Genomic DNA, 25,126 nt, shown 5'->3' with positions numbered 1-25,126 from the left:
TAATGGAGATCCCTTCGCACGGGGTGTGAACCGGCCGTCGCTGTCCGTCAGAGCGGAGTGCCGCACTCTGCTCCGTCCGCGCCGGGCGGACACGCCCTCATCCCGGCGCTCTGCCGCACCGCGCGAGGTGGGAGTGGGGCGCCCGATCCGCCGCATGGGGGCGGTCGTTGCGCAGCACCAGCAGGGCGATGTCGTCGGAGAGCCGGCCTCCCGTGTGGCGCAACAGGGCGCTCTGGACCCGCTCGACGACCGCGGCGGGGACGATGGGCGCGCGGGCGGCCTCGGCGAGGATCCTGGCCAGCGGGAAGAACGCGCCGTCCGCGTCCCGGGCGTCCTCCGCGCCGTCGGTGTGCAGGACCAGCGCGTCGCCCGGCAGCAGCCTGGTCAGCCGGGCGACGGGCAGCTCGGCGGGCAGGGGGAACAGCCCGAGCGGCGGCAGCGGGTCGTCGCCGCCCACGGCGGCGGCCCGGGCGCGGCGGCCGGTCGCCCCCGAGAGGCGGTACGGCCAGGGGTGCCCGCAGTTGAGCGCCGTGACCACGCCGTCCGGGCGCACCTCCAGCAGCAGGATGGTCACGAACTCCTCGCCCGCCGAACGCTCCGGCTCGCCGCCGTACTTCGCCGGGCCCTCGGCCCAGGAGCGCTCCCCCACGTGCCGCTGCAGCGCCCGCTCCAGGCGGCGCAGCACACCGGGCAGCGCCGGTTCGTCGTGCGCGGCCTCGCGGAAGCTGCCGAGGACGGCGGCGACGGTGCCGATCGCGGTGAAGCCGTGGCCGCGGACGTCCCCTATGACGACGCGGACGCCGTGCGGGGTGGCCAGCACCTCGTAGAGGTCGCCGCCGACGAGGGTGCCCTCGCTGACGGACAGATGGCCGCCGGCGAGCGTCATCCCGTCGAGCCGGGGCGGCAGCGGCCGCAGCAGCACCCGCTGCGCGGTGGCGGCGATCTCGCGGGCGCGCTCCAGGTCGCGCACGAGCCGGCGCCTGCGACGGGTGACGGCGTAGGCGGCCGCGGCGACGGCGACGGTGGCGCAGCAGGTGCCCAGCCGGGCCGGGGTGTCGATGTGCCCGGCGGTGCCGAGGGGGACGAGGGCGGCCAGCGCGCAGCCCCCGGCGAGGACGACGCACTGGCGGCGGCCGGTGCCCGCGCAGGCGATGGCGGGTGTGGCGGCGAGCAGCTGGAGGGCCTGGGTGCCGCGCGGGCTCAGCAGCTCCCACGCGAGGACGGCCAGGACCCACAGTCCCGGGAGGGCGAACACCGCCCTCTTCCGCCAGCGCACCGCCCTGGTACGGATCATGCCGTCGGCCCCCCTCGCAGCAATGACGCGCACGATTCTCGCGAGCGCTCACCACGAAGTAACGACGTGAGCCTCCAATTCCACCCTATTGAGTGATATTCGGACACTCAGGGACGATGGCACGCGCGAGGGGCGCACCCGGTGAACCGGGTGCGCCCCTCGTGTGGTCGGCGACGTTCACCGCTCACGCGTGCCGTGCGGAGGTGGGCTCACGCCCCGCGCAGCACCGCGCCCGTGCGCTCGACCGCCGAGGCGACGGCGGCGTCGCGGGCCGCCGTGGCCTCGTCCGCGGTCAGAGTGCGGTCGGAGGCGCGGAAGCGCAGGGCGTAGGCCAGCGACTTCTTGCCCTCGCCGAGCTGTTCGCCGGCGAAGACGTCGAACAGGCGCAGCGACTCCAGGAGTTCACCGGCGCCGGCCCGCAGCGCGGCCTCGACGTCGGTCGCCGGGACCGAGGAGTCGACGACGAGCGCGACGTCCTGGGTGGCCACCGGGAAGGCGGAGACGTGCGGGGCCACGACGACGCCGGTGCCCGCCCGCTCCAGGAGGTCGAGGTCGATCTCCATGGCGCAGGTGCGCTCCGGCAGGCCGAACGCCTTGATGACGCGCGGGTGCAGCTCGCCGGCGCCGCCCACGGTGATCTCCTCGCCGTCGACGACGGCGAGCAGCGCGGCGCAGCGGCCCGGGTGGTACGGCGCCCGCTGGTCCTGGCGGACGATCAGCTCCACGCCGGCCTCGCGGGCGACCGAGCGGCCGGCCTCGACGGCGTCCGCCCAGGTCGACGGGCGGCCCTGGCCCCACCAGCCGGCCCGCTCGCGCGCGCCGGCGAGGACGACACCGGCGTGGCGCGGCTGCTCGGGCAGCGCGGCGTCCAGGCCGGCGATCTCCTCGTCCGTCGGGCGGCGGTCGACGGGCAGCCGGACGGCGGCCGTCTCGGTACCGGTCGGCAGGAAGACCAGCCCGGTCTCGAAGAGTGCGAGGTCGTGCTCACCGCGGCCGTCGTTGCGGCGCAGGGCGGCGAACAGGCCCGGCAGCAGCGTGGTGCGCAGCGCCGGCTCGTTGTCGGAGAGCGGGTTGACCAGGCGCACCGCGGTGCGGCGCGGGTCGTCGGCGGCCAGGCCGAGCTGGTCGACGGCGGCGTCCCCGAGGAAGGGGTAGCTGGGGGCCTCGACGTAACCGGCGCCGGCGAGCGCGCGGCCGACGCGGCGGTGCAGGCGCTGGCGCTCGGTCAGGCCACGGCCGGCGGGCGGCCGCGGCAGGGTGGAGGGCAGGTTCTCGTAGCCCTCCAGCCGGATGACCTCTTCGGCGAGGTCGTTGGGGTCGGTGAGGTCCGGGCGCCAGCTGGGCACGGTGACGATCAGCTCGTCCTGCCCGTAGACGTCGCAGCCGACCTCCTGGAGGCGGCGCACGACGGTCTCGCGGCCGTACTCGACGCCCGCGACGCGGTCCGGGTGGTCCGCGCCGATCGAGATCGTGCGCGGGCCGCTGGGGGCGACGATCTCGGTGACGCCGGCCTCGGCGGTGCCGCCGCCGAGCAGCACCAGCAGGTCGACGGTCCGCTGGGCGGCCGCGGAGGCCGCGTTCGGGTCGACGCCGCGCTCGAAGCGCTTGGACGCCTCGGAGGACAGCTTGTGGCGCCGGGTGGTGCGGGCGACGGCGACGGCGTCGAAGTGCGCGGCCTCGACGACGATTTCGGTGGTGCCGTGGCCGGCCGCGTGGTCGGCGATCTCGGTGTCGGCACCGCCCATGACACCCGCGAGGCCGATGGGGCCGCGGTTGTCGGTGATGACCAGGTCCTCGGGGTGCAGCGCGCGCTTGACACCGTCGAGGGTGGTGAGCTTCTCGCCGCGCTCGGCGCGGCGCACACCGATCGGCCCGTCGATGCGGGACCGGTCGTAGGCGTGCAGCGGCTGGCCCACTTCGAGCATCACGTAATTGGTGACGTCGACGGCGAGGGAGACCGGGCGCATGCCGGCCTTCTGGAGGCGGCGCTGGAGCCAGATCGGCGACCGCGCGACGGGGTCGACGCCGGTGACCGTACGGGCGGTGAAGCGCGAGCAGCCGGCCGGGTCGGCGACCTTGACGACGTAGCCGTAGGCGTTGGGCGCGGGGACGTCCAGCAGGGCCGGGTCGCGCAGCGGCAGACCGTAGGCGGTGGCGGCCTCGCGGGCGACGCCGCGCATCGACAGGCAGTAGCCCCGGTCGGGGGTGACGGCGATGTCGAGGACCTCGTCGACGAGCTCCAGCAGCTCGATGGCGTCGGTGCCGGGCTCGTACTCCTGCGGCAGCACGATGATGCCGTGCGTGCCGTCGTCGCCCATGCCCAGCTCGTCGCCGGAGCAGATCATGCCGTGGGAGGTCCGGCCGTACGTCTTGCGCGCGGCGATCGCGAAGTCACCGGGCAGCACGGCGCCGGGGAGGACCACGACGACCTTGTCGCCCACGGAGAAGTTGCGGGCGCCGCAGACGATCTCCTGCGGCTCACCGGTGCCGTTGGCCGTGCCGACGTCGACCGTGCAGAAGCGGATGGGCTTCTTGAACCCCTCCAGCTCCTCGATCGTGAGGACCTTGCCGACGACCAGGGGGCCCTTGAGGCCCGTGCCGAGCTGCTCGACACGCTCGACCTCGAGGCCGGCGGCGACGAGCTTGGCCTGCACGTCGCGACCGGTCTCACCGGCCGGCAGGTCGACGTATTCCCGCAGCCAGGAAAGCGGGACCCGCATCAGATCTCCATCCCGAACGGCCGGGTGAAACGCACGTCACCCTCGACCATGTCTCGCATGTCTTCGACGTTGTGGCGGAACATCAGCATCCGTTCGATGCCGAACCCGAAGGCGAATCCGCTGTACTTCTCCGGGTCGATGCCCGCGGCGATCAGCACCCGGGGGTTGACCATGCCGCAGCCGCCCAGCTCGATCCAGCCCTCGCTGGAGCACGTGCGGCAGGGGCGGTCGGGGTTGCCGACCGACTCACCGCGGCACACGTAGCACTGCATGTCCATCTCGGCGGACGGCTCGGTGAACGGGAAGTAGTTCGGCCGCAGGCGGGTGGACATGCCGGCACCGAAGAGCGCCTGGACCATGTGGTCCAGGGTGCCCTTGAGGTCCGCCATGGTCAGGCCCTCGTCGATGGCGAGCAGCTCGACCTGGTGGAAGACCGGGGTGTGGGTGGCGTCCAGCTCGTCCGTGCGGTAGACGCGGCCCGGGCAGATGACGTAGACGGGCGGCTCGCGGTCGAGCATGGAGCGGACCTGCACCGGGGAGGTGTGGGTGCGCAGCACGACACCGGAGTCGGCCTTGCCGTTCTTGTCCTGGACGAAGAACGTGTCCTGCATCGCACGGGCCGGGTGGTCCGGCTCGAAGTTCAGGGCGTCGAAGTTGAACCACTCGGCCTCGACCTCGGGACCCTCGGCGACCTCGTAGCCCATCGCGACGAAGACGTCCTCGACGCGCTCGCAGAAGGTCGTCAGCGGGTGCCGGGCGCCGGCGGGGGTGCGGTCGTAGGGCAGCGTGACGTCCACCGCCTCCTCGACCAGCACCCGGGCGTCGCGCTCGGCCTCCAGCTCGGCCTGGCGGGCGGCGAGGGCCTTGTTGACGGCACCGCGGGCCATGCCCACGCGCTTGCCGGCCTCGGCCTTGGCCTGCGGGGGCAGGGCGCCGATCTCGCGGTTGGCGAGGGACAGCGGCGAGGTGGGACCGGTGTGGGCGATCTTGGCGCCGTGGAGCGCGTCGAGGTCGCCGGCGGCGCCGAAGGCGGCGAGCGCCTCGTCCCGCATGCGCTCGATCTCTTCCGGTTTCAGTGCCTCGACCTCGACAGGGTCGTACGACTTATTGGGTGCGGACATCTCTTCCCGTGCTTCCGATTGTCCCCCAGCTACCGCTGGGAGGTGCCCCCAGGCTTCGGCTGGCGGCGCTTGCCCATCAGATGGGTGCCAAGGTCGTGCCAAAGGTGCCAAAGGTCGAGTCTAAAGGGCGCGTGTGGTGGGGTGGGCCCGCGGGCTGCCGGTCCCGCTCTCAACCCTGGGAGAGAAAGGCCGGTGCGCCCACGGGCAACGTAAATCGGAACTGGGCGCCGCCGCGGGCGGCCCGTTCCACGGTGATCGTCCCGCCGTGCGCCTCGACGATGCCCTTGACGATGTACAGGCCCAGACCGGTGCCGCCGCGCTTGCTGCCCCGCCAGAAGCGGGTGAAGACGCGGCTCATCGACTCCTCCGGGATCCCGGGCCCCTCATCGCTCACGGTGACCGCCGTACCCTCCGTCCGGGACTTCATCAACGCCGGTGACACCTCTATGGTGACCTTTCCGGCGCCGTGGCGCACCGCGTTTTCCAGGAGATTCCCCAGCACCTGGTCGACCTTGTCCGGGTCTGCCCACAGCTGTGGCAGCGGCCCGGCGACCCGCACGCGGAACCGCTCGGCGGACTGTCCGGCCGCCATGTGCGCCTGGACGTGCCGGTGGACGGCGGCGACGACGTCGACGGGCTGGCGGCGGATCTCCAGCCGCCCGGAGTCGATCCGGGAGATGTCGAGGAGCTCGGCGATCAGGCGGGTGACGCGGTCGGCGTCGGCGTCGACGGTCTCCAGCATCAGCCGCTTCTGGTCGTCGGTGAACCGCTCCCACTTGGCCAGCAGGGTGGCCGTGAAGCCCTTGACGGACGTCAGCGGCGAACGCAGCTCGTGGGCGACGGTGGCGATCAGCTCGGCATGACTGCGCTCGGTGCGGCGGCGCGCCTCGGTGCCGCGCAGCTGCACCACCAGGCGCCGCACGGGGCCGGTCGGCCGCTCACGGACGTAGCGGGCGGAGACGAGCACCTCGCGGCCGCCGGGCAGCAGGAGATTGCGCTCGGGCTGGCCGACCCGGGTGGCCAGGCCGCCGTAGGGGTCGGTCAGCTGCCACCAGCGGCGGCCCTCCAGGTCCTCGAAGGGCAGGGCGCTCTCCAGGGGCCGGCCGAGGGCCTCCTGCGGCCGTACGGCCGTGATGCGGGCGGCGGCGGCGTTGAAGCAGGTCACGCGGCCGTTCTCGTCCGCCACGACGAGGCCGTCGGGCAGGTCGTCGGGGTCCAGCCCCAGGCCGTCCGGGCCCGCTCCGGGCCCCTCGCGGGAGCCGCGGGGACCGCGGCCGCCCCGGCTCTCACCGGAAGCGTCCGGACAGGCGTCGGCCACGCTTCCGGAAGTCCTGACGTTCATCATCCGCACCCCCTCCCGAGCCCCCGGAGGGCAACCCTACTAGCTGAAGGTCACGGAGCGGCACCCTCCGGGTGCACGCTGCGCACGGGCGGAGGCGTAGAGGCAGACCGCGGCGGCCGTCGCGAGGTTCAGGCTCTCGGCCTTGCCGTGGATCGGCACCCGGACGACCTCGTCGGCGAGGGCACGGGTCTCCTCCGGCAGCCCCCACGCCTCGTTGCCGAAGATCCAGGCGGTGGGACCGCCCATGGTGCCCCGGTCCAGCTCGCCGTCCAGGTCCCGCTCCCCCGCGCCGTCGGCGGCCAGGATCCGCGCGCCGGCGCCCTGCAGGCCGCGTACCGCCTGCTCGACGGGCACACCGACGGCGACCGGCAGGTGGAACAGGGAGCCGACGGAGGCGCGCACCGACTTGGGGTTGTAGAGGTCCACCGAGGCGTCGGTCAGCACCACGGCGTCCGCGCCGGCGGCGTCCGCGCAGCGCAGGACGGTACCGGCGTTCCCGGGGTCGCGTACGTGCGCGAGGACGGCGACCAGCTTGGGGCGGGCGGCGAGGATCTCCTCGAAGGGCGAGTCGAGGAAGCGGCAGACACCGACCAGGCCCTGCGGCGTGACCGTCTGGGAGAGACCGGCGACCACCTCGTCGTCGGCGGTGTGCACCCGCACGCCCGCCGCGTCGGCGGCCTCCACGATCTCCGCGTGGCGCTCGGCGGCCTCGGCGGTGGCGAAGAGCTCGACCAGGGTGGGCTCGCCCCCGCTGCGGTGCTCGATCGCCTCGCGTACGGCCTGGGGGCCCTCGGCGATGAACCGGCGCTCCTTGACCCGGAAACTGCGCTTGGCCAGCCGGCGGGCGGCGATGACGCGGGGGGAGCGCGGGGAGATCAGCTCGGGGGTGCCCATGGGCGGCGGCTCACTTCGTAGGTCGGTCGTCTGCGGGTGATGCGGAAAAGCGTCGGACCCGCAGGCCGCGAGGGCCTGCGGGTCCGTTGCACAGCCTTCGGGCGCCTGGGTCAGGCGGCCTTCGGGGCGTTCACGTCGGCCGGCAGCGCCTTCTGCGCGACCTCGACGAGCGCGGCGAACGCGTTCATGTCGTTGACCGCGAGCTCGGCCAGGATCTTGCGGTCCACCTCGATGTTGGCGGCCTTCAGACCCTGGATGAGGCGGTTGTACGTCATGCCGTTCTGGCGGGCAGCGGCGTTGATGCGCTGGATCCACAGCTGACGGAAGTCGCCCTTGCGCTTCTTGCGGTCGTTGTAGTTGTAGACCAGGGAGTGGGTGACCTGCTCCTTGGCCTTGCGGTACAGGCGCGACCGCTGGCCGCGGTAGCCCTTGGCCGCCTCGAGGATCGCCCGACGCTTCTTGTGCGCGTTGACTGCGCGCTTGACGCGTGCCACTTGTTTAACTCCTTGTAGCGGGGCCGCGGTGCGTTCTCACGCGGCCCGAATTCGAATGGGTCCCGGTCCGACGCGCACCCCGTGCGTACGGGGCGCGGAGCGTCACTTGCCGAGAAGCTTCTTGATCTTCTTGGCGTCGCCCGGGGCCATCTCGGCGTTGCCGGTGAGGCGACGCGTCAGCTTGGACGACTTGTGCTCGAGCAGGTGGCGCTTGCCGGCGCGCTCGCGCATGACCTTGCCGGAGCCAGTGATCTTGAAGCGCTTGCTGGCACCGGAGTGCGTCTTGTTCTTCGGCATCGCGCCGTATCTCCTCGTCGGTGGCGCTCCCCGGGCCCGCGAACGGGCGCAGGGGAGCGTCAGCTGTGTTCGGTTGCTTCGGGGCGGGTTACCCCGGAGGTAAACCAGGGCGCGAGCCCTGGGATCACGCCTCGGCGGGCTCGTCGCCGGTCGGCTCCGCCGCGGCGGTGCCTTCCTCGACGGGAGCCTCGGCCTCGTCCGTGTGGCCGGCGCCACGGCGCTCCGCCTTACGGGCTTCGGCGAGCTCGCGAGCCTCGGCCATCGCCTCGGTCTTCTTCTTGTGCGGGCCGAGAACCATGATCATGTTGCGGCCGTCCTGCTTCGGGTTCGACTCGATGAAGCCGAGCTCCTCCACGTCGGACGCGAGTCGCTGCAGCAGCCGGAAGCCCAGCTCGGGCCGGGACTGCTCGCGACCACGGAACATGATCGTGATCTTGACCTTGTCGCCCTGCTTGAGGAACCGGACGACGTGACCCTTCTTGGTGTCATAGTCGTGCGGGTCGATCTTCGGCCGGAGCTTCATCTCCTTGATGACCGTGTGCGCCTGGTTCTTGCGCGCCTCACGGGCCTTCATGGCCGACTCGTACTTGAACTTGCCGTAGTCCATGAGCTTGCAGACCGGCGGCCTGGCGGAAGCGGCGACCTCGACCAGGTCGAGGTCGTACTCCTGCGCGAGCTCAAGGGCCTTGGCGAGCGGCACAATGCCCACCTGCTCGCCGCTCGGACCGACGAGTCGCACCTCGGGGACGCGAATCCGGTCGTTGATGCGGGGCTCGGTGCTGATGGGGCCTCCTAGGTTGCACCACACGGTTGTCTGGCGGACAGCCGCGTAACGTCTGTTTCGTACCAACCGCACCGAGTGCACAAAAAATGCCCCGGACGGGACACAGGCGGGGGCTCCATGAAAACCGGAACCGCCACGGTGTGAGCCGCGGGGCTATCGGGCAGCTCCATCGTCCGTACGGAACGATGGCCGCTGCCTGACCGGAGACCTGCCGATCGGGGATCGACTAGGTGGGAGTTCGGAGCCTCCACTTGTGGGCCGGGCACGTGAGTGTCCAGCCGGTCGTGGGACAACCTTAGCAGCGTCGGCACGGAGGGTGCCAACCCGTGGCGAACCGATTCGGCTCCGGGCCGTATCGTGGGCGCCATGAGTGACGCGACCCCCACCGGTGAGACGCCGGACTTCGACACCATGACCCGTGACATCGCGGACGTACCCGCGGTCGAGGTGATCACGACGGTCGCGGTGCACCTGATGAGCTCGGCGGCGGTCAACCTCGGCCTGGCCGAGGAGGGCGACCAGCACAAGGACCTCGACGAGGCCCGCAAGCTGATCACCGCACTCGCCGGGCTGGTCACCGCCAGCGCCACCGAGGTCAGCAACTTCCACGCCGGACCGCTGCGCGACGGCCTGAAGTCGCTCCAGCTGGCCTTCCGCGAGGCGTCCGTCGTACCGGACGAGCCGGGGCAGGGGCCCGGCGAGAAGTACACCGGGCCTGTCTTCGGCTGAGGGTCGGCCCTCCGGGCGGGTCCGGCGCCCCTTTCAGCCCGTCCGGCGTTTGAGGACACCGCCGCGCAGCGGTGGTGCGCACGACACGGCCCGCAGCCGCCCGCTCACATGATCCGCCGGACACGGCCTACGGACTCCCCGGCTCCTCCGGGGGCGGCGTGGCGTCCGGGCGCGGCCGGGTCTCCGGGTGCGCCGAGGAGGTCGGGCGCGGCCGGGTGGACCGCTCGTCCGCCACGTTGGCCGGCCCCATCCGCGGATGCGTGCACTGGTGCGCCAGGGCCGCGAGCACCCCGCCGATCAGCGGGGCCACGATGAACAGCCACAGCTGGGACAGCGCGCCGTCGCCCGCGAAGAGCGCCGGGCCCAGGCTCCGGGCCGGGTTCACGGACGTACCGGTCAGCGGAATGCCCACCAGGTGGATCACGGCGAGCGCCAGGCCGATCGGCAGGCCGTCGAAGCCGACGACCGCCACCTTGTGCGTCACCCCGAGCACGACGAAGACCAGCAGGAACGTCAGGACGACCTCCGCGAGGAACGCGCCGCCGGTGTTGATGTGCACCGCCGAGCGGTCACCGAAGCCGTTGCTGCCGAACGCGCCGTGCGTCTTGAGCCCCGGCACCTGCTTGGCCAGCAGGAACAGCACCGCCGCGCCGACGATGCCGCCCAGCAGCTGCGCGATCCAGTACTCGATCGCCGTACGCAGCGTGATGCGGCCCTGCGCCAGGAAGCCCATCGTCACCGCGGGGTTGACGTGAGCACCCGAGATCGGGCCCAGCGCGTACGCCAGGGCCAGAAGAGTGAAACCGAAGGCCAGGGCGATGCCCAGGACCCCGATGTAATCGGCCGCGAGAACCGCGGAGCCGACGGCGAAGAAGACCAGCAGCGCGGTGCCGGCGAACTCCGCCACAACGGTTCTCACCTGCACCGATCCAAGCTGCAAAGATCCCATTTTCACGGCGTCCATGGGTCCTCCCGGGGATCTCGTGGACTGTCCTCGCATTGTCGGACGATCCCCGGCCCCCCGCGCGTTGGCCTTGCGGCCGGCGCTCGTGGGTGGGGCTCAGCCCCCACCGGGCCGGTCTTGCGGCCGGCGCCCGTGGATGGGGCTGGGCCCCCACCGGGCCGGTCCTGCCGCCGGCGCCTCGTGGACGGGGTTCGGCCCCCACCGGGCCGGTCCTGCGACCGGCGCTCAGCGCTGGAAGAGCGGCTCCCCCGGCAGGGCGGCCCCTGCCGGGACCAGGGCCATGTCCAGTCCCTGTACGAGCCGACCGCGCAGCACGTCATTCGCCGCCAGGGCCTGCGCGACCCGCCGCACCACCTCGTGGTGTGCCGAGTCCTCGACCAGCGTCAGCGCCAGCGTGCCGTCCGCGTCCCGCGCCGGGCCCAGATGCGCCCGCAGCACGCCCGGCTCCGCCACCAGTACGCTCCGCAGCGCGTCGGCCACCGAGGGATCCGTCAGCGGATCGACGCTCGTCCGGCCCTCGGCCAGCGCCAGCAGCGCCGGGCCCGTCAGCTGGTACGTCACCGGACCCGCGAGATCCAGCACGATCGTGTCCGCCTTCTCGTGCGCGGCCGCCTGCAACGCCTGGTGCAGCGGCACCGCCACGGGGCGCGCGTCCGCGCGCCAGCGGGCCAGCATCTCGATCGACGTGAAGGCGGGCAGCGCCTTGCGCCCGTCCGGCGCCTGGAGCGTCGGCACGGCCATGTCGCTGGTCTTCTCCCGCTTCAGCCCGTCCGGCCCGGTCTCCACCTCACCGAGCACGGCGACCACGGGCACGAGGAGCCGTGCGGCTCGCAGGCAGGTGAGAACCCGGCCCTCCACGGCCGGGTCCGCCGGGGTCGCCGCCCAGGCGGCGAGCGCCTCCGCGAGGGCGACGTCGGCGGAGCCGTCGTCGTCGGAGAAACCGGGGTCGGGAATGTTCTTCAGCACGGGGGTGAGCCTACCGGCCCGGGATGCGGGGTCTTTTGGGGTTCGCCGGTTGCCCCGTGCGGGTCCGCTGCGCGGAGGCGGTTCTGAGTTCGCACCGTTGCCCCGTGCGGGTCCGCTGCGCGGGGGCGGTTCTGAGTTCGCACCGTTGCCCCGTGCGGGTCCGCTGCGCGGGGGCGGTTCTGAGTTCGCACCGTTGCCCCGTGCGGGTCCGCTGCGCGGGGGCGGTTCTGAGTTCGCACCGTTGCCCCGTGCGGGTGCGTCTCCCGCTGCGCGGGGGCGGTTCTGGGTTCGCACGGTTGCCCGTGCGGGTGCGTTTCCCGCTGCGCGGGGCCGTTGCCGCTGCGCGGGGCCGTTGCCGCTGCGCGGGGCTGTCAATGGTGCGGGGTCGGGCCTCCGCGGGCCCTTGTCAGGGCTGCTTCGCTTTACGCCCTGACAAGGGCCCGCTCCGGCCCGCCCCCTCCCGTGGGGGGTGGAGAAAAAACCAGTTGGTGGTTCCGGTCAGCTGGCGCGGTGCCGGTCACCACCGGTCTTTTCCTCCCACCCACCGGCAGGAGGGGACGGGCCGGAGGGGGCCTGTTGTTGGGGCGTAAAGCGAAGCAGCCCCAACAACAGGCCCCCGGAGGCCCGGCACCGACCGCCAACAAGCACCGCGCAGCGGCAACGGCGCCGCACACGGCAAAGGTCAGGGCCCCCCGATACCGCGACTCCGTCGCCAAAGCGCCGCCGCCGTGGTCAGGAGGGCCACCCCCAGCGAGCCCGCCGCGACCGCCGAGGTATCCGCCCCCCGCGCAGCGGACACCGCCACATGGGGGCCCGGACCGAAGTAACGGTCCGGGTAGTCACGGGGCGGGCCGATGGACGACAGGCGCGCGCCCAGCGCAATCGCGGCGGCCGGGTCCACGACCCCGCCGCCGACCGCGTCGGAGCGGCCGCCAGGCGGTACGTGCTGGGCCGTGTCGACGACGACGCGGCGGACCTGGGCCGGGCTCAGGCCGGGGTGTGCGGAGTGTACGAGCGCCACGGCCCCGGACACGAAGGCGGCAGCCGCCGACGTGCCCCAGCCCTCGTAGTAGCGGCGGTCCGGGTCGGCGATGACGACGTCGACGCCGGGAGCGCTGACCGCCGCGTACCAGCGGCGAGTGGAGAACGCGGCGCGGCTGCCGTAGCGGTCGACTGCGGTGACGGCGATGACGCCGGGGTAGGCGGCCGGGTAGGAGATGTGGTCGCCGTGCTCGCCGCCGTTGCCGGCGGAGGCGACGACGACGGCGCCCTTGCCGAGGGCGTAGCGGACGGCGGCGTCCTCGCGTGGTTCGGGATGGGCGGTGTCGCTGTCGTCGCCGAGGGAGAGGTTGATGACGTCGGCGCCGTGGTCGGCGGCCCAGCGGATGCCGTCGGCGAGGGCGGAGCCACGGGCGGCGCGGGCCTTGGGACGGGACGGGTCGCCGTCCTCCAGGATCACCCGGACCGGCAGGATCCGTGCCTCGGGGGCGACGCCGACGACACCGTCGGCGCCGTCGTCGCCGTGCCCGCGGCCGGCGATGATGCCGGCCATGGCGGTGCCGTGCCGGGCCCAGGCCCGGTCGCCGGGGCCGGCGCCGAAGCCGACGAGGTCCTTGCCGGGCAGGACCTGGCCCTTGAGGTCGGGGTGTCCGTCGTCGACGCCGGTGTCGAGGACGGCGACGGTGCTGCCCGCGCCCTTGGTCGTCCGCCAGGCGTCCTCGGTGTGCAGGGCGTCGAGGGCCCACTCCTGCACCCGTATGCCGTCCGCCCGTGCGGGGCCTGCGGGCAGGGCGGTGAGGGCGAGGGCGGCCGTGAGCGCCGCCGCGGTGCGGGCCGCCCTCATCGGGCGCTCTCCTCGGTCGCCGCGCGCAGTGCCTCGCGGAGGGTGCGCTCCAGGTGGCCGGCCAGGGCCGTCGCCTCGTGGCCGAGGCCGGCCTGGGCGGGGGCGGTGGTGGCGCCGGGGGCGACGGCCCGGCCGGCGGGCTGGGGCGGGGTGCCGGTGCGGGCGTCCGCGAAGCCGGTCACGGCGTAGACGACGGCGGGCGCGTCGGTGAGGACGGTGATGCGCCAGCTGGCGCGCTGGGCGTCGCCGAACCGTTCGGCGACGGTGTCCGGCGGTGCGTAGGGGCGGGGCATCAGGTCGGTGCGTTCGTCGAGGTGTTCGGCGGAGAAGCGCCGGCGCAGGGCGCGCATGCCCTGGTCGTCGGTGGCCGTGACGAGCAGGCCGACCGTGGTGACGGTGGTGGACGTGGCGTCGGTGTAGGTCGCCCGCAGCAGGCGTGCGCAGCCGGCCGGGGCCAGCGCCTTGCGCAGGAGGGGGTCGAAGGCCCCGTCGCAGCCGCTGTCGGGGGCGACGCCGACGCGGGTCCAGTCACGGTCGGCGCCGCCGGGCCCCGCGCCGGCGAGGTGCAGGGTGCGGGGGAAGAACTCGTCCACGGGTACGGTCCGCCACAGGGTGCGGCCCTGGGCGAAGGCGCGTTGGGCGGCGGAGGACCGGTCCGGTGCGCCGGCCAGCCAACTCCCGGCCGCGGCGCCGCCGATGAGGCCGACGCCCAGGACGAGGCACGCGGCGGCCGCGGCGGTACGCGCGGGGCCGCGTCGCGGGACGGTCGGTGGGGCGGCGGCGGTCGTCGGGGGTGTGGCGGGCATCGGCGGCTGCCGGGGGACGGCCGGCCGGCGCGCGGGCAGCGTGGGAGCCGACGGCGGTCTGGCATCCGCTTCGGTGCTCAACCCCTGCGCTCCCCCTCGCGAGCTGGCCGTACCGGGCCCGATCGTCCTTCGGGGCAGGCCGGTTCGTATCCGGACATCCCGCCACCGGCGCGCGGCCCACGGCGTGGCCGACACTCTACGGGGCGGACGCGATCGCGAGCCATCCGGTCCTTGCCGGACCCCTATCCCGTGCCGGGGCTCCTCTGGCAGGCTGCGGCCATGCTGGCTCCCTCCGCCCGCTCCGCCGACCGGGCCCGTTACGACCGGGCCACCGCCTCCCTCGACGCGCCCCTGGCGGTGGTCGATGTCCGGGCGTTCGACGCGAACGCCGACGACCTGCTGCGGCGGGCGCGCGGCAAGCCCGTGCGGGTGGCGAGCAAGTCGGTGCGCTGCCGGGCGCTGTTGGAGCGGGTGCTGGCGCGAGACGGGTTCGCGGGGGTGATGAGCTTCTCGCTGGCGGAGTCGCTGTGGCTGGCGCGTTCGGGGATCGGCGATGTGCTGCTGGCGTATCCGTCGGCCGACCGGGCGGGGTTCGCGGAGCTGACGTCGGATCCGAAGCTCGCGGCCGCCGTGACGGTGATGGTGGACGATCCCGCCCAGCTGGCGCTGATCGAGGCGGCGCGGGCGGGGCGCGAGACGGTCCGGGTCTGTCTGGAGATGGACACCTCGCTGCGGCTGCTGGGCGGGCGGGTGCGGATCGGTGCGCTGCGCTCCCCGGTGCGCGATCCGCGGGGGCTGGCGGAGCTGGCGCGGCTGGTCGAGCGCCGTCCGGGCTTCCGGGTGGTGGGCCTCATGGCGTACGAGGCGCACGTGGCGGGCGTGGGTGACGCGGTCGCGGGGCGGCCGCTGGCGTCGCGGGCGATACGGCTGATGCAGACGGCGGCGCGCAAGGATCTGGCGGTGCGCCGCGCCGCGGCCGTACGGGCCGTACGGGCGGTCGCGGAGCTGGAGTTCGTCAACGGCGGGGGCACGGGCAGCGTGCAGCACACGGCGGCGGAGGAGGCGGTGACGGAAGTGGCCGCCGGGTCCGGGCTGTTCGTGCCGCGGCTGTTCGACCACTACACCTCGTTCCGGGGCCGCCCGGCGGCGCTGTTCGCGCTGCCGGTGGTGCGCCGCCCGGGTGTCGGCGTGGTGACCGTGCTGGGCGGCGGCTATCCGGCGTCGGGCGCGGCGGGCCGCGACCGGCTGCCGGAGCCCTACCTTCCGCCGGGGCTGCGCCTCGACGCGCGGGAGGGCGCCGGCGAGGTGCAGACGCCGCTGGTCGGGCAGCCCGCCGACGACCTGCTGGTGGGCGACAAGGTGTGGTTCCGGCATGCGAAGGCGGGCGAGCTGTGCGAGCGCTTCGACGCGCTGCGGCTGGTGGACGGCGACCGGGTGGTGGCGACGGTCCCCACCTATCGGGGTGAGGGCCGCGCCTTCGTCTGAACCACCCGGCCGCCCGCCACGGGGGCCGGGTCTCAGGCGGCCAGGTCGGCCTGGTCGGGGATGACCGAGCCGTCGGCGCGCCGGACCGGGGCGTGCGTGCCGTCGGCGTTCGTGGCGCCGGTGGTCGAGCAGGGGTACGTACCGGACTTGCGCGGCATCGGGTCGATGAACATCGGGTTGGCCACCCAGCGGCCGTCCGCGTCGTCGTAGGCGCGGCACATCAGCTCGGCCTTGTTGCGGTTGATGGCCACGTGCGCGCCGGTCGCGTCGTTCACGAACGTCACGTCGGTGTCGGCGTCACCCGCGCCCAGGGCGATGCGGTGCGAGAAGTCCTGCTGCTGCCACGCCTTGGCGCCCTTGATCCCGAAGATCTCCTGGTTGATCATGCAGCGCTTGCCGTCCATGTACGGCAGGGCCTCGCCGCCCGTGGTGGTGACGTCACCGCAGCCCTTGATGGCGGTGGTGAGGCGGCCGTGCTCGGTGATGCTGCGGATGCCGATGGTGTGCTCGCGGTCGAGGCCGACGCCGCCGGACCACGCCTCCGCGATGGGCTCGGAGGAGGCGGAGACGATGTAGACGTCGAAGCCGGCCTTCTTGAGCGTGCGGATGAGGTCCTTCTGCTGGTCGTAGTAGCGGACGTAGCCGGCGATGGTGTGCGTGCCGACCTTCTGCTTGGTGCCGACGGGCGCGGCGAGCTGCTCGGCGCGCGCCTTCTTGGCGAAGGAGGTCAGGGTGGCCGGGGTGTGGCCGGCGAAGAGCTGCGGTATCCAGGCGTACGCGGGGACCGTGCGGCGGTGGTTCCAGTCGCCGGCGAAGGCGGCCTCGCCGCTCATGGTCTGCGACTTCTCGCGGATCTCGAAGATCTCGTCGGCGCAGGCGGTGTTCTTCGACGTGCGCAGCGGCTTGCCGACGGGCACGGACGTGCCGCACGCCTTGGTGAGGGCCTTGTCGGCGGCGGGCGTGAGCCATGTGCTGGTGGCGGTCCAGCTCTTGGGCCGCAGGATCTTGTCGTGGTGCAGGGCCCAGGCGAGGGTGGCGTCGGTGATGTCGTTCTTGACGACGGTGTTGTCCCAGTCGAAGGCGGCGACCGGGCGCGGGCCGCCCTTGCCGGAGCAGGTGCCGCGCTCGTCGATCATCTTCTGGAGCTTGGCGCGGTTGTCGCCGGACCACTTCAGGCTCTTGTCGAGCTGTGGGCACCGGTCGCGGTCCGTGTGGGCGGGGGCCGCGGTGGCGGGCACCGAGGTGGCGAGGGCCGCGGCGGCCAGGAGGCCGACGACGATGGCGGGCTTCTTGCGCATGGGATCTCTTCTGGTACGTACGGGTGTGGCAGGACACACGCCGGGACCGGACCACCGGCATGGCCGCCCGGTCCCGGCACTGATCATGGACCTTACAGCGGGGTCACGTAGGCGCCCGCGATGCCGCCGTCCACCAGGAATTCGGCGGCGTTGACGAAGGAGGAGTCGTCGCTGGCGAGGAAGGCGACGGCGGCGGCGATCTCCTCGGGTTCGGCGAACCGGCCGACGGGCACGTGCACGAGGCGGCGCTCGGCCCGCTCCGGGTCCTTGGCGAACAGTTCCTTCAGCAGGGGGGTGTTCACCGGCCCCGGGCACAGGGCGTTGACGCGGATGCCCTCGCGGGCGAACTGCACGCCGAGTTCGCGGGACATCGCGAGCACGCCGCCCTTGGAGGCGGTGTAGCTGATCTGGGAGGTGGCGGCGCCCATCACGGCGACGAAGGAGGCGGTGTTGATGATGGAGCCCCGGCGCTGCTCGCGCATGTACGGCAGCGCCGCCTTGCAGCAGAGGTAGACGGAGGTGAGGTTGACCTCCTGGACGCGCTTCCAGGCGTCGAGTCCGGTGGTGAGGATGGAGTCGTCGTCCGGCGGGGAGATGCCGGCGTTGTTGAAGGCGATGTCGACGGAGCCGTAGGTGTCGTAGGCGGTCTTGAAGAGTGCCTCGACCTCTTCCGGGTCGGTGACGTCGACCTTGACGAACAGCCCGCCGACCTCTTCGGCGGCGGCCTTGCCGGCGCTCTCGGAGATGTCCGCGCAGACGACGTGGGCGCCCTCGGAGGCGAGGCGCCGGGCGGTGGCCAGGCCGATGCCGCTGCCGGCACCGGTGATGACGGCGGTACGGCCGACGAGGCGGCGGCAGACGGGGGTCTGGTCGGTCACTTGGTCTCCTCGGTGCTGATGAACACGTTCTTGGTCTCGGTGAAGGCGGCGAGCGCGTCGGGGCCCAGCTCCCGGCCGATGCCGGACTGCTTGAAGCCGCCGAAGGGCGTCCAGTAGCGCACGCTGCTGTGGGAGTTGACGGAGAGGTTGCCCGCGTCGACGGCGCGGGACACGCGCAGGGCGCGGCCGACGTCGCGGGTCCAGAGGGAGCCGGAGAGGCCGTAGTCGGTGGCGTTGGCGAGGCGTACCGCGTCCGCCTCGTCCTCGAAGGGGATGACCACGGCGACGGGGCCGAAGACCTCCTCGACGGCGACGCGGTCGTCCGGGTTCCCTTCGAGGACGGTCGCCGGATACCAGAAGCCCTTGCCGGCCGGGACCTCGCCGCGGATGGCCGCGGGGGCGGACTCGGGTACGTACGCCCGTACGCGTTCCCGGTGCGCGGCGGAGATCAGGGGGCCCATGGAGGTGGCCGGATCGGTGGGGTCGCCGGCGGTGAAGGACTTCACCGCCGGTTCCAGGAGCTCCATGAAGCGGTCGTAGACGCTCCGCTGGACCAGGATGCGGCTGCGGGCGCAGCAGTCCTGTCCGGTGTTGTCGAGGAAGGAGCCGGGGGCGGCCGCGGCGGCGCGCTCGATGTCGGCGTCGGCGAAGACGATGTTGGGGCTCTTGCCTCCGAGTTCGAGGGTCACCCGCTTCACGCCCGCGGCGCACTTGGCCATGATCTGCTTGCCGACGCCGGTGGAGCCGGTGAAGACGACCTTGGCGACGCCGGGGTGCTCGACGAGGGCGTTGCCGGCGACGGGCCCGTCACCGGGCAGGACCTGGAAGAGCCCCTCGGGCAGCCCGGCCTCCAGGGCGACCTCGGCCAGGCGCAGCGCGGTGAGCGGGGTGGTCTCGGCGGGCTTGAGGAGGACGGCGTTGCCGGCGGCCAGGGCGGGGGCGAGGCCCCAGGCGGCGATGGGCAGCGGGAAGTTCCAGGGGGCGATGACGGCGACGACGCCGAGCGGCTCGTGGAAGGTGACGTTGATGCCGCCGGCGACGGGGATCTGCGCGCCGGTGAGCCGCTCGATGCCGCCGGCGGCGTAGTCGAGCAGGTCGCGGGCGTTGCCCACCTCCCAGCGGGCGTTGCCGACGGGGTGGCCGGCCTCGCGGACCTCCAGCTGGGCGATCTCTTCCAGGTGCGTGTCGACGGCGGCGGCGAAGCGCCTGAGCTGCCGGGCCCGGTCGCCGGGGGCCAGCGCGGCCCACGCGGCCTGGGCGGTGCGGGCCCTCGCGACGGCGGCGTCGACGTCCCCGGGTGTGCTGGCGGGGACGGTGGCGATGACCTCTTCGGTCGCCGGGTTGATGATCTCGTGCACTGTTCGCGGTCCTTACATGCGCTCGAAGGAGCGGAACCGCTCCCAGTCCGTGACTGCGGTGTCGTACGCCTGCTGTTCGACGCGTGCCATGTGGAGGTAGTGCTCGACCACCTCGTCGCCGAAGGCGGCACGCGCTATGGGGCTGGCCCCCCACAGGTCGGCGGCCTCGCGCAGCGTGGTGGGGACGTGCGCGGCGTCACCGCTGTAGGCGTTGCCGGTGCACGCCTCGGGCAGCTCCAGTTCGTTCTCGACGCCGTACAGTCCGGCGGCGACCATGCCGGCGACGGCGAGGTAGGGGTTCACGTCGCCGCCGGGGAGCCGGTTCTCGAAGCGGTGGGAGGGGCCGTGGCCGACGACGCGCAGGGCGCAGGTGCGGTTGTCGGGGCCCCAGGCGACGGCGGTCGGGGCGAAGGAGCCGGGGCGGAACCGCTTGTAGGAGTTGATGTTCGGCGCGTACAGCAGGGTGAAGTCGCGCAGCGCGGCGAGCTGCCCGGCCAGGAAGTGCCGCATGGTCTTCGACATGCCGTACGGGCCGGAGTCGTCGGCCAGCACGGGCGCCCCGGCCTCGTCGCGCAGCGAGAGGTGGATGTGGCAGGAATTGCCCTCGCGCTCGTCGTACTTCGCCATGAAGGTGAGCGCCATGCCCTCCTGGGCGGCGATCTCCTTGGCCCCGGTCTTGTAGACGGAGTGCTGGTCGCAGGTGGCGAGGGCCTCGTCGTAGACGAAGACGATCTCGTGCTGGCCGAGGTTGCACTCGCCCTTGGCCGACTCCACGGTCATGCCGGCGGCGCCCATCTCGTTGCGGATGCGGCGCAGGAGCGGCTCGACGCGGCCGGTGGCGAGGACGGAGTAGTCGGCGTTGTACTGGTTGGCGGGGGTCATGCCGCGGTAGGCGCGGCCCCACGCCTCCTCGTAGGTGTCCTTGAAGACGATGAACTCCAGCTCGGTGCCCGCGTACGCGCTCCAGCCGCGTTCGGCGAGGCGGTCGAGCTGGCCGCGCAGGATCTGGCGCGGGGAGGCCACGACCGGTGAGCCGTCGTGCCAGGCGAGGTCGGCGGTGATGAGCGCGGTGCCGGGGTTCCAGGGGGTGCGGCGGAGGGTGGCGGCGTCGCCGTGCAGGGCGAAGTCGCCGTAGCCGCGTTCCCAGGAGGACATGGCGTAGCCGTCGACGGTGTTGAGGTCGACGTCCACGGCGAGGAGGTAGTTGCAGCCCTCGGTGCCGTGGGCGAGCACCTGGTCGAGGAAGTACCGGGCGGCGAACCGCTTGCCCTGGAGCCTTCCCTGCATGTCGGTGAAGGCGAGGACGACGGTGTCGATCTCCCCGGCGTCGACGAGTGCACGCAACTCGTCGACGGAAAGCGGGGGCGTGCGGTCTGCCACGGGAAAGCCTCCTGTCTGCGCAACCGGAGGTCATAAGGTAGGCCGGTAGACCATTGATTGGGAAGGGGTGTCATGGACGGGAGTCCGACGGACCGGCTCACACCGGTGCTGCGGCCGGTCCGGACGCGCAACGGCTTCGAGGAAGCCCTGGAGCAAATACTCCAGATCGTCCGGCTCGGGCTGGTTCCGGACGGAGAACGCCTGCCCGCCGAGCGCGAGTTGGCCGAGCGGATGCAGATCAGCCGGGTGACGCTGCGCGAGGTGCTGAAGGTGCTCCAGGACCAGGGGCTGGTGGAGAGCCGGCGCGGCCGGTACGGGGGGACGTTCGTCCGGGCCCGTACGGCGGCGGCCGCCCCGGACACGGCCGGGCTGCGGCAGCGGCTGGCCGATGTCGACGTCGAGGACGTGCTGCGCTTCCGGGAGGTGCTGGAGACGGGCGCGGCCGGGCTGTGCGCGGCCCACGGCCTGGCCGAGGAGCCGGCCGCGCGGCTGCGGGCGGCGCTGGCCGCCACGCACGACGCGCCGCTGAACGACTACCGGCGCGCGGACACGCTGTTCCACCTGACGCTGGCCGAGCTGTCGGGCTCCCCCACGCTCGCCGCGCAGTACGCGGCCGTGCGGGCGACGGTCAACGACCTGCTCGACCGCATCCCGCTGCTGGTGCGCAACCTCGAACACTCCCAGGCACAGCACACCGCGCTGGTCGCGGCGATCCTGGCCGGCGACGCGGACGGCGCGCGCGAGGTCATGCGTGAACACTGCTGCGGCACGGCCGCGCTGCTGCGGGGGTTCCTCTCGTAAGTAACCAGTCTTTTACGCAAGAGGGTTGCCCTGGCCACCTCGGCATGGCAAAGGTATGCGGCACAACCTTTACTCCCCCCGAAGGCAGGAGCGGTTCATGGCCGATCGTACGGAGACCCCCACGGCACCACCCGGCTCCGCCGGCGGCCCTCCTGCCGACCGCACCGACGACTATCTGGACAAGCGCACCCTGCGGCGGGGCAGCGCGGGCCCGCTGCTGCTCACCGGCCTGGGTGTGGCCTACGTCGTCTCCGGCGACTTCTCCGGCTGGAACTTCGGCCTGGCGCAGGGCGGCTTCGGCGGACTCGCCGTCGCCGCCGTCCTCATGGGGCTGATGTACACCTGCATGGTCTTCGCGCTCGCCGAGATGGCCGCCGTGCTCCCCACCGCCGGCGGCGGCTACGGCTTCGCCCGCCGCGCGCTCGGCCCCTGGGGCGGCTTCCTCACCGGCACCGCGATCCTCATCGAGTACGTGCTCGCGCCCGCGGCGATCTCCCTGTTCATCGGCGACTACGTCGAATCGCTGCACCTGTTCGGCCTCACCTCCTCCTGGCCCGTGTACCTGGCCTGCTTCGTCGTCTTCATCGGCATCCACCTGTGGGGCGTCGGCGAGGCGCTGCGGTTCAGCTTCATCGTGACCGGCATCGCCGTCGCCGCGCTGCTGATCTTCGCGGCCGGCGCGTTCACCGACTTCGACGCGGGACGGCTGAACGACATCGCGGTCGACCACGACGCGTTCGGCGCCTCCTCCTGGCTGCCGTTCGGACTGCTGGGCATCTGGGCCTCGTTCCCCTTCGGCATGTGGTTCTTCCTCGGCGTCGAGGGCGTACCGCTCGCCGCCGAGGAGACCAAGGACCCGGCGCGCTCCCTGCCGAAGGCCATGGCCACCTCCATGGGCATCCTGCTCCTCCTCGCCCTGCTGACCTTCCTCGCCGCCACCGGCGCGGGCGGCGCCGACGCCATGAAGGACGCCGGCAACCCCCTGGTCGCCGCCCTCCAGAACGACGGCCGGCCCACCACGCTCGGCCGGATCGTCAACTACGCCGGGCTCGCGGGTCTGGTGGCCTCCTTCTTCTCCCTCATCTACGCCGGCTCCCGGCAGCTCTTCGCCCTCTCCCGGGCCGGCTACCTCCCCCGCTTCCTCTCCCTCACTAGCCGCCGCAAGGCCCCCTACCTCGGCCTTCTCGTGCCCGGCGCCCTCGGCTTCACCCTCGCCGCGACGACCGGAGACGGTGCGCTGATGCTCAACGTCGCGGTGTTCGGCGCCACCATCTCGTACGCGCTGATGTCGCTCTCCCACATCGTGCTGCGCCGCCGCGAACCGGACCTCCCCCGCCCCTACCGCACGCCCGGCGGCGTGGCGACCTCCGTCGTCGCCTTCGTCCTGGCCTGCTCGGCACTGGTCGCGACCTTCCTCGTCGACGTCACCGCGGCGCTGGTCGCCCTCGGCGTCTACGTCGTCGCCGCGCTGTACTTCGCCTGCTACAGCCGGCACCGGCTGGTCGCGAGCGCGCCGGAGGAGGAGTTCGCGGCCCTCGCCGCGGCGGAGGCGGAACTCACCCGCGAATGATGCGCCCTCGCGCACGACGACCCGACGAAGGGAACCGCGCCACATGCAGCCGCTGATCGGCGTCTCGACGTACCTGACCCAGGCCCGCTGGGGCGCCGCCTGGAACCTCCCGGCGGCGCTGCTCCCGGCCGCGTACCCCGCCTACGTCCAAGGCGCGGGTGGGCTTGCCGTCCTTCTCCCCCCGGACGACCCGGCGCGGGCCGCGGCGGTCGTCCGCCGCTTGGACGGCCTGATCCTCGCCGGCGGCGAGGACCTCGACCCCGCGCTCTACGGAGAGACGCCGCATCCCCGTGCGGGTGCCCCCGTCCCGGAACGGGACCGCTGGGAACTGGCCCTGCTCACCGCGGCACTCGACCAGGGAATCCCGGTCCTCGGCATCTGCCGGGGCATGCAGCTGATGAACGTCCACGCGGGCGGGACGCTGTGCCAGCACCTGCCGGATGTCGTGGGCCACGAGGACCACAACCCGGTGCCGGGCGTGTTCTCCGACCACGAGGTCAAACCGTTGCCGGACAGCCGGCTGGGCCGGCTCCTGCCGGAGTCGGTGGCCGTCGCCACCCACCACCACCAGGCGGTGGCCCGCCTGGGCTCGGGACTGCGGGCTTCCGCCTACGCGCCCGACGGCACGGTGGAGGCCCTCGAGGGGGAGGGCCCGCTCTTCGCGGTGGGGGTGCAGTGGCATCCGGAGGTGCGGGGGGATTTGCGGGTGGTTGAGGGGTTGGTCGCTGCGGCTCGGGAGTGACGGCGGTTCTGGGGTTCGCACGGTGGCCCCGTGCGGCGCCGTTTCCCGCTGCGCGGGGCGGTGTCCGCTGCGCGGGGCTTGCAATGGTGCGGGGTCGGGCCTCCGCGGGCCTGTTGTCAGGGCTGCTTCGCTTTACGCCCTGACAACAGGCCCGCTCCGGCCCGCCCCCTCCCGTGGTGGGTGGGAAAAGAAACAACCCTCGACCGTTGCGGTGAGCTGTCGGGTACCGGGTCACTACCGGTTTTTTCTTCCACCCACCGGCAGGAGGGGACGGGGCTGCGGGGGCCTGTTGTCGGGGCGTAAAGCGAAGCAGCCTCGACAACAGGCCCCCGCAGCCCCGGCACCGACCGCCAACAAGCCCCGCGCAGCGGCAACGGCTCCGCGCAGCGGAAAACGCACACGGCAACGATGCGAACCCCGAACTACCCCGCGTAAGCCATCACCCCCGCGTCAGAGACAAAAGCTCACGTGCCGGCCCGGAGGGCCGCTGGCCGCGAGGCCACACCGCCCGGAGCGCCCGCTCCAACCGCACCTCGACCGGGATCGACACCAACCGGTGAGCCGCGAGCTCGTCGCCGATGGCCAGTTCGCTCAGGACAGACGGTCCCGCGCCGCTGACGGCCGCCGCCTTCGCCGCCGTCGTCGAGGCGAGTTCGAGGAGAGGATCCGCGAGACCGCCATGCGCGGCCAGCGCCGCGTCCAGGACCTGCCGGGTGCCCGATCCTCGTTCCCGCAGGATCAGTGGGGTCGCCGCCAGCTCCGCGGGGTCGAGCGGGGAGCGGCGGCGGGCCCAGGGGTGTGAGGGAGAGGTGACGACGACCAGGCGGTCGTGGCCGATGACCACGCCGTCCAGGCCGGCCGGCACCTCCAGGCCCTCGACGAAGCCCAGGTCCGCCTCGCCCGCGGAAAGCCGGTCCGCCACCGCCGCGGAGTTGCCGGCGATCAGGGAGACGGCCGTGTCCGGGCGCACGGCCCGCAGGGCGATGAGCCAGTTGGGGAGCAGGTACTCCGCGATGGTCATGCTGGCGGCGACCCGCAGTCGCGAGTCGCGGCGGGCGCGCAGCGCCTGCGCGCCCGCGTCGAGGGCCTCGGCGGCCTCCACGACGCGGCGGGCCCAGTCCGTGACGAGGACGCCCGCGTCGGTGAGCCGGGAGCCGCGCGGGGAGCGTTCGACCAGGGCGACGCCCAGCATGCGTTCCATGCCGCGGATGCGGCTGCTGGCGGCGGGCTGCGTGACGCCCGTCTCCCGCGCGGCGCGCCCGATGCTGCCCAGCCGTGCCACGGCGAGCAGCAGTTCCAGCGCTCCCAGGTCGGGCACTCGGTACGCGAGGGAATCAGGCATAAACCCAGCTTATGCCCG

The 25,126-nt window shown here is 73.1% G+C and carries 22 protein-coding genes; 5 read left to right on the top strand and 17 right to left on the bottom strand.

Annotated features, from left to right (window positions below; translation table 11 throughout):
• Positions 1 to 97: 97 nt before the first annotated feature.
• From J7E86_RS14475 to infC, 8 genes are all read right to left on the bottom strand, one after another.
• Entirely contained in the window at positions 98 to 1,294 is a 1,197-nt protein-coding gene (locus tag J7E86_RS14475) for a PP2C family protein-serine/threonine phosphatase (RefSeq protein WP_215082059.1), read from the bottom strand.
• Between the two features lie 209 nt (positions 1,295 to 1,503).
• The gene (gene pheT / locus J7E86_RS14470) at positions 1,504 to 4,014 is read right to left on the bottom strand and encodes a phenylalanine--tRNA ligase subunit beta (protein WP_215082058.1); all 2,511 of its coding nucleotides are present in this window, start codon (positions 4,012 to 4,014) and stop codon (positions 1,504 to 1,506) included.
• Positions 4,014 to 5,135, bottom strand: a complete 1,122-nt coding sequence (pheS, locus tag J7E86_RS14465; protein WP_215082057.1) for a phenylalanine--tRNA ligase subunit alpha — start codon at positions 5,133 to 5,135, stop codon at positions 4,014 to 4,016. The genes pheT and pheS overlap by 1 nt, the downstream gene beginning before the upstream one ends.
• Positions 5,136 to 5,304: 169 nt before the next feature.
• Entirely contained in the window at positions 5,305 to 6,477 is a 1,173-nt protein-coding gene (locus J7E86_RS14460) for an ATP-binding protein (protein ID WP_215082056.1), read from the bottom strand.
• A gap of 39 nt (positions 6,478 to 6,516) precedes the next feature.
• Positions 6,517 to 7,371 (bottom strand): RNA methyltransferase, encoded by an 855-nt coding sequence (locus J7E86_RS14455; RefSeq protein ID WP_215082055.1) that lies wholly within the window; start codon positions 7,369 to 7,371, stop codon positions 6,517 to 6,519.
• A 110-nt stretch (positions 7,372 to 7,481) separates the two neighbouring features.
• A complete protein-coding gene (gene rplT, locus J7E86_RS14450) occupies positions 7,482 to 7,865 on the bottom strand; it encodes a 50S ribosomal protein L20 (protein WP_215082054.1) in 384 nt (127 codons plus the stop codon).
• 102 nt (positions 7,866 to 7,967) lie between these two features.
• Positions 7,968 to 8,162: a 50S ribosomal protein L35 gene (gene rpmI / locus J7E86_RS14445; protein WP_071964711.1), complete on the bottom strand. Its 195-nt coding sequence runs from the start codon at positions 8,160 to 8,162 to the stop codon at positions 7,968 to 7,970.
• A gap of 124 nt (positions 8,163 to 8,286) precedes the next feature.
• Entirely contained in the window at positions 8,287 to 8,970 is a 684-nt protein-coding gene (gene infC / locus J7E86_RS14440) for a translation initiation factor IF-3 (RefSeq protein WP_215082053.1), read from the bottom strand.
• A 342-nt stretch (positions 8,971 to 9,312) separates the two neighbouring features.
• On the opposite strand from infC, the gene J7E86_RS14435 reads away from it, so the two are divergent.
• Positions 9,313 to 9,675, top strand: coding sequence for a DUF1844 domain-containing protein (locus J7E86_RS14435; protein ID WP_215082052.1), 363 nt, complete (start codon positions 9,313 to 9,315; stop codon positions 9,673 to 9,675).
• Positions 9,676 to 9,802: 127 nt separating this feature from the next.
• Here the strand turns inward: J7E86_RS14435 and J7E86_RS14430 are convergent, their stop codons facing one another.
• The 4 genes from J7E86_RS14430 to J7E86_RS14415 all read right to left on the bottom strand — a co-directional run bounded on the left by J7E86_RS14430 (position 9,803) and on the right by J7E86_RS14415 (position 14,254).
• Entirely contained in the window at positions 9,803 to 10,624 is an 822-nt protein-coding gene (locus tag J7E86_RS14430; RefSeq protein WP_374223800.1) for an MIP family channel protein, read from the bottom strand.
• Between the two features lie 240 nt (positions 10,625 to 10,864).
• Complete coding sequence (locus tag J7E86_RS14425) at positions 10,865 to 11,605, bottom strand: SseB family protein (protein ID WP_215082050.1); 741 nt, start codon at positions 11,603 to 11,605, stop codon at positions 10,865 to 10,867.
• Between the two features lie 682 nt (positions 11,606 to 12,287).
• A complete protein-coding gene (mycP, locus tag J7E86_RS14420) occupies positions 12,288 to 13,448 on the bottom strand; it encodes a type VII secretion-associated serine protease mycosin (protein WP_215082049.1) in 1,161 nt (386 codons plus the stop codon).
• On the bottom strand, positions 13,445 to 14,254 hold the full coding sequence (locus J7E86_RS14415; RefSeq protein ID WP_215082071.1) for a hypothetical protein: 810 nt from the start codon (positions 14,252 to 14,254) through the stop codon (positions 13,445 to 13,447). Before J7E86_RS14415 ends, mycP begins: the two co-directional genes overlap by 4 nt.
• A 279-nt stretch (positions 14,255 to 14,533) precedes the next feature.
• On the opposite strand from J7E86_RS14415, the gene J7E86_RS14410 reads away from it, so the two are divergent.
• Positions 14,534 to 15,739: an alanine racemase gene (locus J7E86_RS14410; RefSeq protein WP_215082048.1), complete on the top strand. Its 1,206-nt coding sequence runs from the start codon at positions 14,534 to 14,536 to the stop codon at positions 15,737 to 15,739.
• Between the two features lie 32 nt (positions 15,740 to 15,771).
• On the opposite strand, the gene J7E86_RS14405 is transcribed toward J7E86_RS14410, so the two are convergent.
• From J7E86_RS14405 to J7E86_RS14390, 4 genes are all read right to left on the bottom strand, one after another.
• Positions 15,772 to 17,037 carry a haloacid dehalogenase-like hydrolase gene (locus J7E86_RS14405; RefSeq protein WP_215082047.1) on the bottom strand — a complete coding sequence of 422 codons (1,266 nt, stop codon included), beginning with the start codon at positions 17,035 to 17,037 and terminating at the stop codon, positions 15,772 to 15,774.
• A gap of 92 nt (positions 17,038 to 17,129) precedes the next feature.
• Positions 17,130 to 17,915, bottom strand: coding sequence for a 3-oxoacyl-ACP reductase (locus J7E86_RS14400; protein ID WP_215082046.1), 786 nt, complete (start codon positions 17,913 to 17,915; stop codon positions 17,130 to 17,132).
• Positions 17,912 to 19,273, bottom strand: a complete 1,362-nt coding sequence (locus J7E86_RS14395) for an aldehyde dehydrogenase (protein WP_215082045.1) — start codon at positions 19,271 to 19,273, stop codon at positions 17,912 to 17,914. The genes J7E86_RS14400 and J7E86_RS14395 overlap by 4 nt, the downstream gene beginning before the upstream one ends.
• A gap of 12 nt (positions 19,274 to 19,285) precedes the next feature.
• Entirely contained in the window at positions 19,286 to 20,653 is a 1,368-nt protein-coding gene (locus J7E86_RS14390) for a glutamine synthetase family protein (protein WP_215082044.1), read from the bottom strand.
• Between the two features lie 72 nt (positions 20,654 to 20,725).
• Here J7E86_RS14390 and J7E86_RS14385 point away from each other — a divergent pair, with 72 nt between their 5' ends.
• From J7E86_RS14385 to J7E86_RS14375, 3 genes are all read left to right on the top strand, one after another.
• Positions 20,726 to 21,454: a FadR/GntR family transcriptional regulator gene (locus tag J7E86_RS14385; protein WP_215082043.1), complete on the top strand. Its 729-nt coding sequence runs from the start codon at positions 20,726 to 20,728 to the stop codon at positions 21,452 to 21,454.
• Positions 21,455 to 21,551: 97 nt separating this feature from the next.
• The gene (gene eat / locus J7E86_RS14380; protein ID WP_215082042.1) at positions 21,552 to 23,024 is read left to right on the top strand and encodes an ethanolamine permease; all 1,473 of its coding nucleotides are present in this window, start codon (positions 21,552 to 21,554) and stop codon (positions 23,022 to 23,024) included.
• A 43-nt stretch (positions 23,025 to 23,067) separates the two neighbouring features.
• On the top strand, positions 23,068 to 23,766 hold the full coding sequence (locus tag J7E86_RS14375; protein WP_215082041.1) for a gamma-glutamyl-gamma-aminobutyrate hydrolase family protein: 699 nt from the start codon (positions 23,068 to 23,070) through the stop codon (positions 23,764 to 23,766).
• Positions 23,767 to 24,205: 439 nt separating this feature from the next.
• Here the strand turns inward: J7E86_RS14375 and J7E86_RS14370 are convergent, their stop codons facing one another.
• Positions 24,206 to 25,108, bottom strand: a complete 903-nt coding sequence (locus J7E86_RS14370) for a LysR family transcriptional regulator (RefSeq protein ID WP_215082040.1) — start codon at positions 25,106 to 25,108, stop codon at positions 24,206 to 24,208.
• Positions 25,109 to 25,126: the final 18 nt, after the last annotated feature.

Origin of the sequence: Streptomyces sp. ISL-11 (genome assembly GCF_018614525.1) — a bacterium.
In the GTDB taxonomy this organism is placed as follows: domain Bacteria; phylum Actinomycetota; class Actinomycetes; order Streptomycetales; family Streptomycetaceae; genus Streptomyces.
This window is presented reverse-complemented; position numbering and strand designations above follow the sequence as displayed.